Genomic DNA, 16,754 nt, shown 5'->3' on the forward strand with positions numbered 1-16,754 from the left:
AACTCACATCTCCAGGGGAATACGCAAGGTATTCCCCTGTCAAAACAGCTGTCCCCAACTGGAGTGTCAGCTCATATCAATTACCGCCAGCGCTTCCGCCAGGGTTTTGACCGAGTGCATTTCCATTCCCTCGATATCGTTCTTAAGACGGTTGGCTGCAGGCACAATGGCTTTGCGGAAACCGTGTTTGGCCGCCTCACGCAAACGCTCCTGGCCCGAGGGCACCGGGCGAATCTCGCCTGACAGCCCCACTTCCCCGAATACCACCAGATCCCGTGGCAGGACACGGTTGCGGAAACTGGAGACTACCGCCAATAACAGTGTCAGGTCGGCGCTGGTTTCCATCACCTTTACCCCACCGACCACATTGATAAAGACATCCTGGTCCCCCACCAAGACCCCACCGTGGCGATGCAACACAGCGAGCAGCATGTTCAAGCGGTTCTGGTCAAGGCCCACCGCTACCCGGCGGGGGTTGCCAAGACTGCTATCGTCCACCAGGGCCTGCAACTCTACTAACAGCGGCCGGGTGCCCTCCCACACCGAGGTCACCACAGAACCGGCTGCGATCTCCTCAGCCCTTTGCAGGAAAATGGCTGAGGGATTGGATACTTCTTTCAGGCCCTGCTCTGTCATGGCAAACACGCCGAGTTCATTGACGGCCCCAAAGCGATTTTTATGCGCCCGCAATGTGCGGAAGCGGGAGTCGTGGGTGCCTTCGAGGAGAATGGAGCAGTCGATAATATGTTCCAGCACCTTGGGGCCTGCGAGGCTGCCATCTTTGGTGACATGCCCCACCAGAATGAGCGCCGTGCCGGTCTGCTTGGCAAAGCGGGTCAGGTAGGCCGCACTCTCGCGCACCTGTGCCACAGAGCCGGGTGCCGATTGAACATCGCTCATGTGCATCACCTGAATCGAGTCCACTACCATAACCCGAGGATTCACTTCCTTGGCCGCCAGGCAAATACGCTCCACATCGGTTTCACTGAGCAATTGCAGAGAATCCGTGGGCAGCCCCAAGCGCTTAGCGCGCATAGCAACCTGCTGGAGAGATTCCTCGCCGGTGATATATAGCGCCGGCATTGAAGTGGCGAGATGGCACAAGGTCTGGAGTAAAACAGTGGATTTACCCGCACCGGGATGGCCGCCGATCAATACGACGGAGCCAGGCACCAGCCCGCCGCCCAGCACTCGATCCAGTTCCGAGGCCGTAGTGGGAATACGCGGCAATTCACTGAGGTCGATTTCCGATAGTTTTTGTACTTTGCCAGCACCGGCGGAACCGGCGTAACCACTTTGTGCATCGGTAAAATTCGCTGCGCGACTGTCTTTGTGATCCGGTCCCAGGCGTACTTCCGATAGGCTATTCCAAGTGCCACAAGCACTACACTGCCCTGCCCATTTGGTGTAGTCAGCGCCGCATTCATTACACACGTAGGCAGTTTTACGTTTTGTGGCCAAAGCACTCTCCCGAAAAGTCACAGAATTGATCGGCGCACAGTTTACCCCTTATCCGGCCGAGGCGGGTGGTGCTCAGCGGTCTAAAATGACTCTCCTACACGGATCCCTTCTATTGGCATCTTCTCCTTCTAATTGGTCTATCTACGCGATTGATCTAGATCAATTCACCCAGCCCCCTCCGAGATAACATCCGCCGCTGCCTCTACCCACTAATGGGGAGGCGCTGAACAACACTGACTAACCATCGAACAGGAAGTAAGTATGTCGTCTATTACTCTTCGCGGCGCGATTCTGGCGCTCGCCATGGCCTCGACCTCCGCCCTGGCTGCGGATCACGAAGTTAAGATGCTGAACCAGGGCAAGGACGGCATGATGACTTTTGAACCGGCATTTCTCGCGGTAGCGCCGGGGGATTCTGTCACCTTCCTGCCCACTGATGCGGCCCACAACACTCACTCAGTTTTGTCCCCTGCCGAGGGCGCTACCTGGAATGGCAGCATGGGAGAAAAGGTGACTGTCACTTTGAATCAGGAAGGTGTCTACGTATACCAGTGCGACCCACACCTGCCGCTGGGTATGGTTGGGGTAATTCAGGTAGGTAAGGCAACCAACTTGGAAGAAGCCAAGAAGCATGCCGAAGGCATGAATGCCACCATCGCCATGAATAAGGAGAGGCTCACTCAGTACCTCGGCCAAGTCCAATAAGAGGAGTCGCGGCGTGGACATCCTATTTGAAAAAGGTCACCACCTGGTTGCGCGGTTCGGCGATTTGGTTAAAGAGCAGAATGGCAGCGATGGGGTACAGGCCAATCAATTTGTTATTCGCCGCGGCACCAAAGGGGCGCTTATCGATCCCGGCGGCGATCTGACTTACACACACCTCACCATTGAGCTCAGCCGCCATTTGAACCTGAGCGAACTGGACCTGATCCTGGCCTCGCACCAGGATCCGGATATTATCGCCTCGCTGCCGCGCTGGATGCTGCATTCGCGCTGTAAGGTAGCGGTGTCGAAACTGTGGTCGCGGTTTTTGCCACACCTGGTTTCCGGCTTTGTCGCCTCGCGTGCCGGTGCTGAGCGCTGGCAGGAACGCATCATGCCTCTGGACGATAAGGGAGAAATTATCCCCTTCAGCGACAGTGAGATCTGGGCGCTGCCAGCGCACTTTATGCACTCCTGTGGCAACTTCAGTTTTTATGATCCGGTCAGCCGCATATTATTTTCCGGCGATATCGGTGCCTCACTCGGTGGAGAAGAGGGCGAAGTCAAAGATTTCGATGAACATCTGCCGTCGATGGAAGGGTTCCACCGCCGCTATATGGGCGGGAACTGGACCTGTCGTCTCTGGGCCAAGATGATTCGGGAGCTCAACCCCGCAATGATTGTGCCCCAGCACGGCGGTTACTTTGCCTCAGGCGATGTCAAAGAGCGCTTCCTGGGCTGGCTCGAGCGCCTCGAATGTGGGCCGGACCTGTTGCGACATCAGGACTTCCGCCTACCCCTGAGCCGCTCTTAACCCGCCATCCCGCAAGCGGGAAAGTTGCACCGGCAGAGGCCAGCCCATACACTGCGGGCTGGCTTGTTTTCTGAATACCGCCATGCACACTGGGATCTTCCGCCTATTTTTGCTCACACTGCTACTGGCCTTCGGCGGCCAGGCAGTTGCGTCATCCTGTGCGGAAACACACGAATCCCCAGCGGCATCTATCCCCGCAGAAGAAAAAACCCACTGCGACGAGGCAACCCTTGAGAACTGCAGCGACAGCCATCCCTCCAGTTGCACGGCTGAATGCAGCTGCTGTGCAGGGCCAGGCACCAGCTCTGCGGTAAACACTCAATATAAAATCCTTGTATACAACCGCAATCTACTTGTAACTGCCTACCGGGAATTTAATTCCTCTCCAGATCCGGAAATGGCACTACGCCCACCCATATTCCGCACTTAACGGGCCCCGTATGCCTAGGCATACGCGCACTCCCCGGTTTTACTCCAAATATTTTTTATAAATACTCGCACGCCTGTGTGCGTCCTAAATCTCATCATCGGAGTTCATATGAACCGTTCAATTTTGATCGCTATTGCTGCGCTACTCACAACCCTGGCATTAAGTGCCTGTGCCGAATCTCCAGACCCCCAAAAGGAATCTGTGAGCCTGACTACTTACAAATCTGCCACCTGCGGCTGCTGTAAAATTTGGGTTGAGCATGCCCAACAAAGTGGCTTTGACGTCGTAGCAAAGGATGTCGAAGACCTTAACGGCGTGAAAAAGCAGCACCATATCTCTCCGCGCTACCAATCCTGCCACACCACAGTGTCAGAACAGGGCTATGTTTTTGAAGGGCATGTACCGGCAAAGCTGATACAGCGTTTCTTGCAGAATCCACCGCAAAATGCCATTGGCCTCGCAGTGCCAGGTATGCCCCTGGGCAGCCCCGGTATGGAAGTGGGCGACCGTTTTACGCCCTATCAGGTAATGCTGCTTAACAAAGATGGCAGCAGCGAAATTTACGCCGAAATCAATACGGCACAGGAGCAGTTTTAAAAGGGACATCGATGGCAGAGAGCTTCCGCACCGACGCCGTATCAAGGCGTACTTTCGTCACAGGTCTCGGAGCGGGAGCCCTGCTGCTGGGGTTACCCCACAGTTCGCGCCCAAACTCGCCAACAGCTTCGACAACAACCCTGCGCGGTAACCACTTTGATTTATCCATCGGTTACCGCCAGGTAAATCTTACCGGGCGCGAACGACAAGCCCTGACCATTAATGGCAGTCTACCGGGCCCCATTTTGCGCTGGCGGGAAGGGGAAACTGTCACCCTGAAGGTCCATAACCAATTACCCGACAAATCCTCCCTACACTGGCACGGTGTTAGGGTACCCAGCGATATGGACGGCGAACCGGGGTTGAGCTTTAGCGGCATTCGACCTGGGCAAACATTTCGCTACCGATTCCCTGTGCGCCAAAGTGGTACTTATTGGTATCACAGCCAATCCGGGTTTCAACAACAGCGGGGGCTAATTGGGGCAATAGTCATTGATCCGATATCTCCAGAACCATTTTCTTACGAGCGGGATTATGTTGTTGTCCTATCCGATTGGAGCGATGAATCTCCCCAAACTATTTATGCCCATTTAAAAAAAGACCCGGACTACTACAACCGGCAACAGCGCACGGCTACAGATTTATGGCGTGAAGTGCGAACAAAAGGTGTCGCACGAACCTGGCGGGACCGGCATCAATGGAACTGGAAACAGCTTTCCGACCGCAATATCTCCCAGGTCACAGGCGAGACTTACACCTACCTGATTAACGGGCATACACCCGATACCAATTGGACTGCATTATTTAAACCTGGTGAGAGAATTCGCCTGCGATTAATTAACGCAGCTTCGATGACCTTATTCGACCTGCGTATCCCCGGCCTGAAAATGAAGGTAGTGGCGGCCGATGGACAAAATGTCGAGCCCGTTAGCGTCGATGAAATTCGTATTGTCAGCGGCGAAACCTATGACGTAATTGTCGAGCCAGAGAGTGAACAAGCCTACAGTATATTTGCGCAGTCCATGGACCGCAGTGGCTATGCGCGAGGCACACTGACAAGTGATATACGTGTGAGTGCAGAGATTCCCGCGATGGATCACCGCCCAGTGCTCACCCTGCAAGATCTGGGACTGGCGAGAAAAACCGAAGAGACAGACACACACTTTAAAACAACCCAGACTGCTCATACCGAAAAACATTCCGATTTGCCCGATGCAACTGAGGGGGGATGGTTTTACGGAAACCTCGCTGCAGCGGGGCTCGGTAGTAATAGCCCTATTATTCACCAGCCAAGTGAATCCGGATTCAGGGTGGATCACCGCGCGCTGACGCCAGCAAACGGCATCTCCGACCCCGGTGTAGGACTCAGAAACCATAAACATCGTTATAACCGCCGTGTACTGACTTACAGCGACTTGCGCAGCAGTGAACCCACCCAGGATGAACGGGAGCCACAGCGGGAATTACAGTTACACCTGACCGGCAATTATGAGCGCTATCTCTGGTCAATAAATGGTGAAAATTTTCGCGATGCCAGCCCATTATTATTTCGGCACCAGGAGCGCCTGCGCATTACCCTGGTCAATGACACTACGCTTCCCCAGCCCATGCACTTACACGGTTTTTGGAGTGAGCTGGAAACCGGCGACGGAGAGTATTTACCCCGCAAGCACACGGTGATCACGCAGCCCGGATCAAGCATCAGTTACTTGGTCAGCGCCGACACCTATGGCCGCTGGGCTCTACACAGTCAAATGCTTTACCAGAGGCCCGGTATGTATCGGGAGGTGCGCATTGTTTAAGAATGTTTCAGGGATAACAGCAGCACTATGGATACTTGCTGCCCAGGCCAGCTACGGGCAGTCAGAACCTAAGAATCAACACCATAGCTACCAGTCCTCTGGCGAGGGTAACGGTGAAGAACCCATGGCTGAAGTCAGCCTCGACTATGTGGAACTGCGAGGTGATAACGGCGGAGAAATCGAGGGAGACTTCAGTTATGGCGGAGAGCAAAATAAGTTTGTTGCCGAAGTCGACTATGAGCGTAGCAGTGGGGAAACTGAAAAAAATGAGCTCTGGGCACTCTATAGCCGGGCAATTTCAGCAAACTGGAATTTCCTAATTGGAATTCGCCACGATTTCCATTTGGAAACTACCAGCCGAAATTGGGCTGCTGTGGGTATCACTGGAGAGTCTCCCTACAAATTCGAAATGGATGCGGTATTTTTCTATGGGGAACATGGCAGTACTGCATTCCGCCTGGAAGGTGAATATGAAATAAAGTTGGCACAGGACTGGAACCTGGTTCCACGTATCGAGCTGAATTTTTTTGGACAGAACGATGAGGCCCGAGGCAGTGGCTCCGGCCTGTCAGAAGCAGAGGTTGGCTTTCGACTCATGTATAAAGTCACCAGGAAATTCTCACCCTATATTGGCATCCACTATGAACGGGAAGTGGGCAATGCCGCTGATTTCGCCCGTGAAGAAGGTGAGGATGTGGACTCAACCGTATGGGTACTGGGGTTTAGAGCTTGGTTTTAAAAAAAATCCAAATTTTTATACCTATACAAGTTGTACCACTTCGCATCAGCTGTAACTAACTTTACCGCCTCCTCAATCTGTCATAGCATCTAATAGATCTTAATCGCCTTTTAAAAAATATTTAAATTCAGCAAGGATGCCGGTGATATGGTTTTCCCCCGAATACTGTTAGTCGCAGTTTCCCTACTGTGTGTGGGCCTATCAGCAAAAGCTGAAAGCCCACAGAGCCACTCTTCTGTTAACACGACCAAACACCTGAGTTATGGCGATGAAATTCTTTTCTCATCCAGAATCTTGAGTCGTGAAATACCAATCAACATATATTTACCGCAAACGTTCCACCAAGCATCAGAGCAGCATAGATACCCGGTTATCTTTATTAATGGCACTCACGGCAAAGAATTTTTCCATGCCTAAACCGGGGTAGTAAAGCATCTAAGTGGCGTAGAACGCATGCCGGAAAGTATTGTAATCAGTCTTAATGATGGCGGTGATGAGCCGGAAACCTACCTACATGGAATGTGGAAGCATACCGGTGAGGAGAAATTTAGCGCCCAGGGAAACCCTGAGACCTATAGTAAATTTCTAACTGAAGAACTATTCCCATATTTAGAAAGTAATTACCGCGCCCTCAACAACAGGATGATTGTTGGTGTCTCAACTAGCAGTATCTTTCCTCTCTACGCCCTAACTAACAAACCTGGATTGTTTCAGTCTTACTTCTTTTTATCTGCAGCCGATATATTTGGTATGGGGCCCACTTCAGAGAGTATTTTTATTGATGAAATAACCAAAAGTATGTAGACTTCATCAAACAAGATCAGTGCTTTTTATTTCGCCATGGCTGACAGTGACATGCATAAAGATAAGCGCTATGAAAAAATATTAAGTCAAATTAACACCAAACTTTCTCCTTACGCAAAAGAGAACCTCAAACTAAAAATAGAAATTATTAACAATGAAAACCATTACGGTGCCTTTATAAAAGCCGCGTTATCGGCTATTGAGCTTAATTATCCCCACGAAGAATGGTCCGCAAATTATCGAGAGTTGATATCCCAGCCTGGTGACGCCTTACAAAATATCGATCATTTCTACCAATCACTCTCACAGAAATATGGCTTTCCTATTTTACCTAGGGCTACACGTTGGAGAAATGTTAACAAATTAAGCTATATCACCAATTTGTTACTAAAGGATGGTCGCTTCCAAGAAGCCATCAATGTCGCAAGGCGATGGGTGGGATATCGGCCAAACTCTATTGATGCCCACCAAAGTTTGGCCCAGGCGTTACAAAAGAATGATGAAATTTCAGAGGCTTCTGATGTTTTGAAGAAAGCACTAGAAATTTCTCGCAATCAGGATAAAAGTAAAACGGCGGCGATAAATCGGCAACTAGCAGAACTCAAGCTCAACTAGCATACAATTAAAAATTGTATTTACTAAAAATAAAAGGAGATAAATATATATGGATTTCACCAATGCTTTTCAATATAAAAAATGGGCCAACTTAGAGCTATTATCAGCTGGCGAAAAGCAACTTCATCTTCTACCCAAGGAAGATGCGAGCTTCTTTATCCGTATACTCAATCATACTGCGGTGGTCGACAGCCTATTTATAAGCCGCATTACCGAAACACAGGAGCTGTTTTCTTCAGATAACACCATTGAGACACCTACGATTCCAGAACTAAGAGATAGAATGAATAACAATGATTCCTGGCTAATCAACTTCTCTCAAACAGCAACTTTATCCGATCTTGAGAGAGTAATTAATTTTCATTTTACGGACGGGGATCCTGGGCAACTATCAATCTACGAAATTTTCGTGCATTTATTGACCCATGGCAGCAATCATCGAGGAATGGCATCGCGAACGTTATCTTCGAAAGGCCTGGAAAGGCCAAAAGATACTTTTACCCGCTTTCTACATGAAGTTGAGCCTGAGAGACGGATGGCAGCTGCTATTACCGAATAAAAAACGCTATGCACTAAAGCGAGCCGGCTTTAATTTCCAGCTCGCCCACAGAAAACATATCGATATCTAAATCCAGCAGCACCCAGCTACTAATAGCAAATTCACAGAACCTCTCTACTCACTCACCAGGCGTAAATCCGTAACCATCTCATCTTTCCACCAGGCCTTTGTTGTGGTGGGAGATTGCAGGCGAACAGCCTCTCCAATGATAGGCGTCACCAAAGTGACACCCTGATCTTTGGCTGCCGTCTGAGCGCGCTCCAGGGGTTCATACCAATCGTGTAGAGCAAGATCAAAAGTACTATTGTGGATAGGTAACATTGCTCGCCCTCCGAGTTCGAGATGTGCCTGTACACTCTCTTCGGGCATCATATGAACTGAACTCCAAAGCTTGTTGTAAGCACCCGTTTCCATCAGTGTCAGGTCGAACGGACCAAATCGCTCACCAATTTCACGGAAGCCACTAAAATAGCCACTGTCACCGCTAAAGAATATACGGCCCTCGCGCCCTTCAATTACCCAGCTGGCCCACAATGTTGAGTCTTTATCCGTTAGTCCACGCCCGGAAAAATGTTGAGCCGGGGTTGCGGTAAAGTGCAAACTGCCCAAGGCAAACGATTCCCACCAGGCCAACTCCTCAATTTTTTCGGCCGGAATTCCCCAGTTACGCAAACGACTTCCCACCCCGGTAGGAACGATAAATTGCTCTACTTTATCCTTGAGTGCGCGAATACTATTTTTGTCTAAATGATCGTAGTGATCATGGCTGATAACGACCGCTTTAATCGAAGGCAAGTCTCGAATCTCTATGGGCAATGGATGAAAGCGCTTCGGGCCCATCCACTGAACCGGGGATGCCCGCTTGCTAAATACCGGATCTGTCAAAACATACTGATCATCCATTCGAATCAGTACTGTGGAGTGCCCGAGGCGATATACGGCACTCTCAGCGACTGGGGCAGCCAGCTCTGCAGCGGGAATCTGCCGCAATGGAATTGGCTTCACCGGTGCTGGGGCTGCACGATCCGCCTTGATGTAGGCGCCGATCATCTCAACTATACCGCCACTACTGACTTTGTAGTCCGTATCACTGTTGCGGAACTTCTCGGGTTGATTTGCACAGCTACCAAAGAGACTTACCGACATAACAATCACTCCTGCCAGAATCCACCAGCGCTTCTTCATTTCACTTACCATGTAAACTATACAGTGCAGTGTATAAACTAACTATATAAAAGTAAACTATATAGTGTAAAATTTGCGTAAGAAGTAACTCGCCGGTAAAGGAACCCTCCGGCCCAGATTTCACAGAGATACCCATGACTGAAAAGAAACCAACCAGAAGTGAGCTGAAACGCCAAGCTATTATTGATGCCGCCAAGCAGGCTTTTCAGGAGCTGGGAGTGCAGGGCACGAGTATGGACGAGCTGGCAGCCCGAGCACAGGTATCAAAACGCACCGTGTACAACCACTTCTCCAGTAAAGAAGCCTTGGTGATGTATTTGATCGGTGAACTCTGGCAGCAGGCCACCCAGCCCTCCGGTTGTGACTACAACCCGGATAGTGATATGCAATCACAACTCCGCACACTGTTAGAGCAGGAAATAAAAACGATCTGCAACCCGCAGTATATTGAGCTTAACCGCATGGCCTTCGACTACTTCTTCCACCAGCCGGATGCACTACAGAAGGAAATGGAAAAATATAAGGCCCATGAAACCGGGGTGCAGCGCTGGATCAAATCTGCCGTAGCTGATGGGCGACTAAAGTCTCTCGACATAGAGGTCGCCAATGGGCAGATTCACAACCTGATTAAGGGCGGTTGCTACTGGCCTCAGTTACTTCAACTCTCTGGCCCACCGAGCTCCGCCGAGCAAGAGGCACTGGCCGAGCGCACCGCTGCGATGTTTTTAAGTTATTACCAGGCTTGAATCGCTGCCCTAAGAGGCCATTTTTCACCTACTAATTTACCAACAAAAAAGGCCCCAAAAGGGGCCTTTTTTATTTTATCGGGAATAAATTAAAGTCTTTCCCAAAGTATCTCCCAGTTCCCACCAACACCTGGCTCGAACTGTATTGCACCTCTTTTTACTTCCTTACAGTAGTGGGAGTAAGCAGAGTCCTTACACTCGTAGACATTACCGTCACGACCCAGGACTTTGGTGCCCGCGGCATAGTTTCTATGACCCCTAGGGAAGACATAATCATAATCCTGATCACTTGAAGATTGGTCATCGTCATTGGAGTTATCATCATCTCCGTTCGAAGTATCATCGTCTCCATTGGAGGTGTCGTCATCGCCGTTGGAGCTATCGTCATCGCCGTTGGAGCTATCGTCATCGCCGTTCGAGGAGTCATCATCCCCATTGGAAGTATCGTCATCCCCATTAGAGGAATCATCATCTGAGGTATCTTCAACCAGATAGAAGTTCAGGGTATTTTGATCAACCATGTTGCCATCGCGATCTTTTACCACCACTACAACCATATGGTGCCCTGCTACAGTCTCTGAGAGAGTCAAGCTAGTACTGGCAGTATCACCATCATCAATGTTATTGCTATAGCTTGCTAGAGTATCACCGCCATGATTTACCACTGTAACCTCAACGCTGACATCTCCCGTAGCACTGAGAGCCAAGTCTAGAGAAATAGCACCGCCTGTAATTGTGTATTCACTTTCAAGGCCACTTACCGTTACTTCATAGTTGGGCTCTTCTTCGCTCAAATCGTAACCGATCTCGACATTTTCCAGGCCACTGCCATCTTTTAGATAAATGCGGTTGATACCGTACAGAGGCTCAAAGCTGTTATCACCATCGAAATCACCGGCGCGGATATCGGTCTGCTCTGCATTAATCAACTCAGCCAAATCGTGTGACCAGTTTTCAGCGATGCCCTGCTCTTCGGAGGCAATTTCCAAAACAGTGCTGTAAGACGAGTTTTCACCTGAGCCATCAAATACGCGGGTATATACTTTATCGCCAACGTTCAAGTCCTGCGTCGGATTGATGGTACCTGCAGCGCTCCATTCGGTATTAGTGACATTATCGCCATCGAATTCTACATCGATAACATTGTAGAAAGCGTTAACCGTATCACCCACATCCCAAACAGCCAGAATTACATGATAGCCCTCGCGATCTGGCACCTGACACTCGTGAGTTGTATTTACATCTGGCTGTTCATAATTGCCATCTATCTCACAGAATGGGTCGAGATCAAATTGATCGCGAGTCAAGACTGAATTCGGATTCCAATCTTCTTTAGTAATATAGTATTTCCAATCACGAGTTACATGGTTGGCGGTGAAGTACCATTTGAAGGTTTGCCAACCGGAGCTAATATAATTTTTTACCCAGCGATCAGATGTCTGTTCATTAAGCTCAGACCAGGCACTGCTTCCTCCACTGGCAATTTGCCCATCGGCAGGGCCGCTATCGGGAAAGCCTTCAGGACCTTCTATACTCTGTGGTTCCCACTGAACTGCACCGCAATTCAAGTTCATTTCACCGGTATCTAATGCGTATTTACACAGGGTACCACGCGCAGAAGCTACACCACCGTCAGCGGCCTCAACATAACCATGACTAAAAGCATTAGAACTGGCACCGGCTAATACCAATGCCATTAATGTGCGATTGACTATCGGTTGTTTAAATACGGATGCTAATTTTTTCTTACGTAGAATCATATCTCTGCTCATTTATTACTTTGCGCTCAACTTCCTTCCCCAGCTGAACACAAATTTTTACTTTTAGAGGATGTAAATCCTGCAACGCTAGCGACAGAGTTATGGACCACCACTAATTGGCACGGTTCCTATTATTTTTATAATTTAAACAAACAACTTTCAGCGTGTCACCGAAAGATAAGTCTAATTTTTAATAAATACCATCCCATTAAAAGTTCCATACAAACACAAAAATAAAAACATAAATAATGACAAAATAATTTCTTACAAAATAGAAAAATGACAACCTAAAACAAAAAATAAGACCATAATTTCGGGTAATTAATGCAACATAACATCAATAAAAGCGACATTTAGTGGTATTTTATTCCAGCAAGGGCAGTCAAGTATAAATCCGAATATACCGCTTATAAAAATATAAAAACAAAATATGGAAGAACTATGAATTTCACACTTAAGCCCTCCCGAAACTCAATATGAAACCCTAACTAACTCCACCTATCACTTACCGGCAAAAAAACACGGTGCACCCACGACAAAATAGAAACAGGAAAAACCTAGAAAACAACGGCCAATACTTCTTCTGTAACTAATCTGGCAGAGGGTTTTCCAATGAAAATTAAAAATATTAGTTTTTTAAAGCTTTCACTTCACTGAATTCATACCGGCCAGATATCCCTGAGTCCACAGAAAATGCCACCTTTCGATAACTTACAAATAGTATTCCCAATGTATCAAAGCTGGCATTTTGGGGGCCTCAGAGCAACTCTTTGACCCCATCAGTTTTAAGATTTAATCATGGAGTTTCTAAAGCCCAGGATTAATATCAGATTTGCGATAAACCACAGATCTTTAATAATAAAAATGCCGCTGGAGCTAAGTTGCCAGGGGGCTACCCAGCTACCCGGGTAGGAGTAGAGGAAGGTCTGGGTTGTTATAAATACCGCAGCACAAAGCAATAGCCCCGGCCAAAATAGCTGCCGGATATAAATACCCAAGGCGAGGATAGCCAACGCAATCAAGTCATATATACCGATAAGATTTGAGGCCATTTGCACGCTAAATAAACTGTATAGCCACGACATCAGCGGCGAAGTGCTTACCAGGCCTTCAATCCCCTCAGCCTCAAGGGCTGTGAATTTCATCCCACCAATCCAGAGTAACACTAAACCGACAGGGAAATAATTGAGCCATATAAGCTTTAGTGGGCTCAGCGAATCCCGATACAACCAGGTGACCCCCAGGGTTAACAAGGCAAAGTACTTAATAATCCCCTGTCCCGAGCCAATTGCCGGAAAACCGCCCAGGGAGTCGATCCAATGGCCGCTGCCAAGAAGGCTCAATAGGGGCACTAGTGATATTAAAATCAGAAGGATTGCCAGGGGCTTAACAACCCGCTCAAAGCGAAGGGCGAGCACCCCCAAAATAGCAGCGGCTGAAAAAATAATGGCGGTCATTAAACGTATAGAGGAAAGCACCTCCTCATTAGTGACACCGTAGAACTCAAATACGCGTTTGATACCACCCCATTGGCCGGAAAAAAGTGCCACCGCAATGAACGCAAAGGCGATGGCCACCAGGGCAAAGGGGAGTTTTCGAAGGAAAAATGACATTTGTTGACGACCTCTTAACAAATTAGAGCTTAGTCACCAGCCTGACCAGAGCCACCTCTCTCCATACGGGTGAGAGGCGGCTTGGAGTATTGGTTAAATCTATGTCGTCTTGGCCCGGGGAATTATTACACCCCCATAGAGATGCACATTTACTGTTACTCCAGTATCAATGTGCCCCGATACATTTGCATCTGGCAGTTGAACGGGTATTCACCCGGCTCGGCTTTTGGTATTTCCACCAAGGTATCCTGATTCAGGGCAAGCTGAGCGCTGACTTCCAAGTCTGGAAACAATACCCACTCGGAGCAGGGACTTGGGTCCTCCCGGTGAAAATGCAAAGTCGCTGTGCGACCGGCGGACAGACGGATAAGATCCGGTTCGTAAACTCCATCCTTAACCAGAATTTGTAAATTATCCGAACTCGGCGTCGCCTTGCTGGCACTTCTTTTTGGCCCCAACCAAAACCACCAGATAACAGCCAGAATCATCAGCACACCGACGATATTTACGAGAACTTCAGCCATTTAGCGAGCCTCCGATGGTTTAAAGAAGCGCAGGCGGTTGGCATTACTGACCACCGTCAGGGAGGAAAGCGCCATAGCACCACCGGCAACAATGGGGCTCAGTAACATACCCGTAATCGGGTAGAGGACACCGGCGGCGATGGGAATACCCAGAGTGTTATAAATAAATGCGCCAAACAGGTTTTGCTTGATATTGTGCAAAGTGGCCCGGGACAACTCCACGGCATTGGCAACCCCGTGCAGGGAGGAACGCATCAGGGTGACATCGGCGCTCTCAATAGCAACGTCGGTACCGGCACCTATCGCAAAGCCTACATCGGCCCGCGCCAGGGCCGGGGCATCGTTAATCCCGTCACCCACCATACCCACTCGCTCACCTTTTTTTTGCAATTCAGCGACGATCCCCTCTTTATCTTCCGGCAATAGCTCTGCGTGAACTCGATCGATACCCAGCTGCCGGGCAACCGCTTCGGCACTGCCGTGATTGTCCCCGGTAAGCATTTCAATGCGTAAACCCAGTTTGCTCAGTCGCTCGATTGCAGCTTGCGCATCAGCGCGAATCGGATCGGCTACAGCAATAATCCCCCGCAACTTGCCGTCCACGGCGGCGTACATCACCGTGCGCCCCACCTCGGCCAATTTGGCTGCCCGCTCACTCCAGACATCCAGGGAAATGGCTTCCTTTTGCATTAACTTGGTATTCCCCAACAGCACGCGACTGCCACCAATATCACCACTCACACCGTGAGCTGTGATGGCTTCAAAGTTGGCTGGAGACTGCAATTCAAGGTTTTTATCGTGAGCTGCCGTCACTATGGCTTCGGCCAAGGGGTGCTCTGAGCCCTGCTCCAGGCTCGCCACCAAGCGCAGCAGTTCATCGCTGTCGCCATCACTATCAATATCCGTTAGACGCGGAGAACCCTCGGTGAGAGTCCCGGTTTTATCCACAACCAGGACATCCAGAGTGCAGGATTGTTGCAGGGCCTTGCCGTTGCGCACCAGTACACCGTACTCGGCACCTTTGCCGACCCCCACCATAACCGACATGGGAGTCGCCAAACCCAAGGCACAGGGACAGGCGATAATCAGCACCGAAGTCAGTACTACTAACATATGGGCAACCCGAGGATCGGGGCCCAAGTTGAACCAAACCAGTGCGGCCACCAGGGCAATAATCATCACCACTGGCACAAAGATGCCGGAAATCTTGTCCGCCAAACGCGCGATAGGTACCCGGGAGCTCTGGGCATTCTTTACCATCTCGATAATCTGCGCGAGACGGGTGTCGGAACCCACTTTATCTGCGCGAAACAACAGGCTGCCATTTTTATTCAGGGTGCCGGCGGCGAGGCTGTCACCCTCCGCCTTTTTCACCGGCACTGGTTCCCCAGTGAGCATGGATTCATCTACCAGGCTGCGCCCTTCAAGCACAGTGCCATCCACCGGAATTTTCTCGCCGGGGCGGACGCGCAGCTGGTCTCCCTGCTGCACCTGCTCGATAGGGAGATCCACCTCTCGGCCGTCTCTCAATACCCGCGCGGATGTATCCTGGAGCTCCAACAACTTCTCCACTGCTGCACTGGTGCGCCCGCGCGCCCGAATCTCCAGTGCCTGACCGAGGCTGATCAGGCCAATAATCATGGCACTGGCCTCGAAGTACACATGTCGTGCCGCTTCCGGTAAGAGATGGGGAACCAGTACCACGATCATGGAAAAGAGCCAGGCCGTTCCCGTGCCCAGGGCCACCAGCGTATCCATAGTGGCATTGTGGTGACGCAGTGCCTTCCAGGCACCACTGAAGAAGTTGCCGCCACAGAAGACCAGCACCGCCAGGGTAATCAGCCCCATGACACCCCAGGCCAGCTGCTCCGCCGGGGTATTCACCGATACCTTGTCGGTGATCAGCCCCCAGGCCATCATTGGCACGCCCACGCCCAGAGCAAATGCCGAGCGCCACAACTGCTGGCGATAGTGCCGCTGTGTCTGCTCCCGCTGTTCCGCGCGCTGCTCTCGTTCACTACTTCGCAGGAGTTCAGCGCCGTAGCCCGCGCTTCGAACGGCTTCGATACAGGATTCAGCCTCTGCCGGGCCGTATACTGACAGGGTTTTATCGGACAGGTTTACCCGGGCATCAGTCACCCCGGCTACGGTCTTAACCGCAGTCTCAATTTTGTTGATACAACCGGCACAATTGACTCCACTCAAACGGAACACCGTTGGCGCAGATTGTTGCTCCTTCGTCATCTTGCTCTCCCGCAACACCAATTACAGCGACAAAGTTACAACCTTACCGCTAGGGGAAGGCAACAGTTCGCATCGCACCGTCTACCGAAATTTCGCAGTCAATTCATCCTTCAGCTTAGTGGCTGGCACCAGGGGCAGGAAAAGGCTGAGGATTCGCCA

At 50.2% G+C, this 16,754-nt stretch carries 16 protein-coding genes; 10 read left to right on the forward strand and 6 right to left on the reverse strand.

Translation table 11 applies throughout. The annotated features are described in order from the left end of the window. Positions 1-66 precede the first annotated feature (66 nt). Positions 67-1,461: a DNA repair protein RadA gene (radA, locus tag ACJJII_RS03210; protein ID WP_444896030.1), complete on the reverse strand. Its 1,395-nt coding sequence runs from the start codon at positions 1,459-1,461 to the stop codon at positions 67-69. 261 nt (positions 1,462-1,722) lie between these two features. Here radA and ACJJII_RS03215 point away from each other — a divergent pair, with 261 nt between their 5' ends. From ACJJII_RS03215 to ACJJII_RS03255, 9 genes are all read left to right on the forward strand, one after another. After that, the gene (locus ACJJII_RS03215; protein ID WP_282931168.1) at positions 1,723-2,166 is read left to right on the forward strand and encodes a pseudoazurin; all 444 of its coding nucleotides are present in this window, start codon (positions 1,723-1,725) and stop codon (positions 2,164-2,166) included. A gap of 13 nt (positions 2,167-2,179) precedes the next feature. After that, on the forward strand, positions 2,180-2,977 hold the full coding sequence (locus ACJJII_RS03220) for an oxygen-binding di-iron domain-containing protein (protein WP_282931167.1): 798 nt from the start codon (positions 2,180-2,182) through the stop codon (positions 2,975-2,977). 82 nt (positions 2,978-3,059) lie between these two features. Next, complete coding sequence (locus ACJJII_RS03225) at positions 3,060-3,407, forward strand: hypothetical protein (protein WP_444918255.1); 348 nt, start codon at positions 3,060-3,062, stop codon at positions 3,405-3,407. 108 nt (positions 3,408-3,515) lie between these two features. Continuing rightward, the gene (locus ACJJII_RS03230) at positions 3,516-4,004 is read left to right on the forward strand and encodes a DUF411 domain-containing protein (protein ID WP_444918256.1); all 489 of its coding nucleotides are present in this window, start codon (positions 3,516-3,518) and stop codon (positions 4,002-4,004) included. 11 nt (positions 4,005-4,015) lie between these two features. Then, the gene (locus ACJJII_RS03235) at positions 4,016-5,806 is read left to right on the forward strand and encodes a copper resistance system multicopper oxidase (RefSeq protein ID WP_444918257.1); all 1,791 of its coding nucleotides are present in this window, start codon (positions 4,016-4,018) and stop codon (positions 5,804-5,806) included. Next, positions 5,799-6,545, forward strand: coding sequence for a copper resistance protein B (locus ACJJII_RS03240; RefSeq protein WP_444918258.1), 747 nt, complete (start codon positions 5,799-5,801; stop codon positions 6,543-6,545). Before ACJJII_RS03235 ends, ACJJII_RS03240 begins: the two co-directional genes overlap by 8 nt. Before the next feature lie 453 nt (positions 6,546-6,998). Beyond that, positions 6,999-7,349 carry an alpha/beta hydrolase-fold protein gene (locus ACJJII_RS03245; protein ID WP_444918259.1) on the forward strand — a complete coding sequence of 117 codons (351 nt, stop codon included), beginning with the start codon at positions 6,999-7,001 and terminating at the stop codon, positions 7,347-7,349. 51 nt (positions 7,350-7,400) lie between these two features. Continuing rightward, entirely contained in the window at positions 7,401-7,964 is a 564-nt protein-coding gene (locus ACJJII_RS03250; protein WP_444918260.1) for a tetratricopeptide repeat protein, read from the forward strand. Positions 7,965-8,013: 49 nt separating this feature from the next. Further along, positions 8,014-8,523, forward strand: coding sequence for a DinB family protein (locus tag ACJJII_RS03255; RefSeq protein ID WP_444918261.1), 510 nt, complete (start codon positions 8,014-8,016; stop codon positions 8,521-8,523). A gap of 114 nt (positions 8,524-8,637) precedes the next feature. On the opposite strand, the gene ACJJII_RS03260 is transcribed toward ACJJII_RS03255, so the two are convergent. Continuing rightward, complete coding sequence (locus ACJJII_RS03260; RefSeq protein ID WP_444918262.1) at positions 8,638-9,708, reverse strand: MBL fold metallo-hydrolase; 1,071 nt, start codon at positions 9,706-9,708, stop codon at positions 8,638-8,640. Positions 9,709-9,842: 134 nt separating this feature from the next. Between ACJJII_RS03260 and ACJJII_RS03265 the strand changes: the two genes are divergently transcribed. After that, positions 9,843-10,454, forward strand: coding sequence for a TetR/AcrR family transcriptional regulator (locus ACJJII_RS03265; RefSeq protein ID WP_444918263.1), 612 nt, complete (start codon positions 9,843-9,845; stop codon positions 10,452-10,454). 89 nt (positions 10,455-10,543) lie between these two features. Here ACJJII_RS03265 and gbpA read toward each other — a convergent pair whose 3' ends face one another. The 4 genes from gbpA to ACJJII_RS03285 all read right to left on the reverse strand — a co-directional run bounded on the left by gbpA (position 10,544) and on the right by ACJJII_RS03285 (position 16,595). Further along, entirely contained in the window at positions 10,544-12,214 is a 1,671-nt protein-coding gene (gene gbpA / locus ACJJII_RS03270; RefSeq protein WP_444918264.1) for an N-acetylglucosamine-binding protein GbpA, read from the reverse strand. 785 nt (positions 12,215-12,999) lie between these two features. After that, positions 13,000-13,827, reverse strand: coding sequence for a DUF417 family protein (locus ACJJII_RS03275; protein WP_444918265.1), 828 nt, complete (start codon positions 13,825-13,827; stop codon positions 13,000-13,002). 155 nt (positions 13,828-13,982) lie between these two features. Next, a complete protein-coding gene (locus ACJJII_RS03280; protein WP_444918266.1) occupies positions 13,983-14,351 on the reverse strand; it encodes a cupredoxin domain-containing protein in 369 nt (122 codons plus the stop codon). After that, positions 14,352-16,595 (reverse strand): heavy metal translocating P-type ATPase, encoded by a 2,244-nt coding sequence (locus ACJJII_RS03285; protein WP_444918267.1) that lies wholly within the window; start codon positions 16,593-16,595, stop codon positions 14,352-14,354. It lies immediately after the preceding gene. Between the last annotated feature and the right edge of the window lie 159 nt (positions 16,596-16,754).

The organism is Microbulbifer maximicatervae (SeqCode), from assembly GCF_052467825.1.

Bases quoted from the DNA above. Each gene is read 5' to 3' on its own strand.
- ACJJII_RS03215 (WP_282931168.1), top strand. From the start codon at position 1,723: ATGTCGTCTATTACTCTTCGCGGCGCGATTCTGGCGCTCGCCATGGCC.
- ACJJII_RS03225 (WP_444918255.1), top strand. From the start codon at position 3,060: ATGCACACTGGGATCTTCCGCCTATTTTTGCTCACACTGCTACTGGCC.
- ACJJII_RS03230 (WP_444918256.1), top strand. From the start codon at position 3,516: ATGAACCGTTCAATTTTGATCGCTATTGCTGCGCTACTCACAACCCTG.
- ACJJII_RS03235 (WP_444918257.1), top strand. From the start codon at position 4,016: ATGGCAGAGAGCTTCCGCACCGACGCCGTATCAAGGCGTACTTTCGTC.
- ACJJII_RS03245 (WP_444918259.1), top strand. From the start codon at position 6,999: ATGCCGGAAAGTATTGTAATCAGTCTTAATGATGGCGGTGATGAGCCG.
- ACJJII_RS03250 (WP_444918260.1), top strand. From the start codon at position 7,401: ATGCATAAAGATAAGCGCTATGAAAAAATATTAAGTCAAATTAACACC.
- ACJJII_RS03255 (WP_444918261.1), top strand. From the start codon at position 8,014: ATGGATTTCACCAATGCTTTTCAATATAAAAAATGGGCCAACTTAGAG.
- ACJJII_RS03260 (WP_444918262.1), bottom strand. From the start codon at position 9,708: ATGAAGAAGCGCTGGTGGATTCTGGCAGGAGTGATTGTTATGTCGGTA.
- ACJJII_RS03265 (WP_444918263.1), top strand. From the start codon at position 9,843: ATGACTGAAAAGAAACCAACCAGAAGTGAGCTGAAACGCCAAGCTATT.
- gbpA (WP_444918264.1), bottom strand. From the start codon at position 12,214: ATGATTCTACGTAAGAAAAAATTAGCATCCGTATTTAAACAACCGATA.
- ACJJII_RS03275 (WP_444918265.1), bottom strand. From the start codon at position 13,827: ATGTCATTTTTCCTTCGAAAACTCCCCTTTGCCCTGGTGGCCATCGCC.
- ACJJII_RS03280 (WP_444918266.1), bottom strand. From the start codon at position 14,351: ATGGCTGAAGTTCTCGTAAATATCGTCGGTGTGCTGATGATTCTGGCT.
- ACJJII_RS03285 (WP_444918267.1), bottom strand. From the start codon at position 16,595: ATGACGAAGGAGCAACAATCTGCGCCAACGGTGTTCCGTTTGAGTGGA.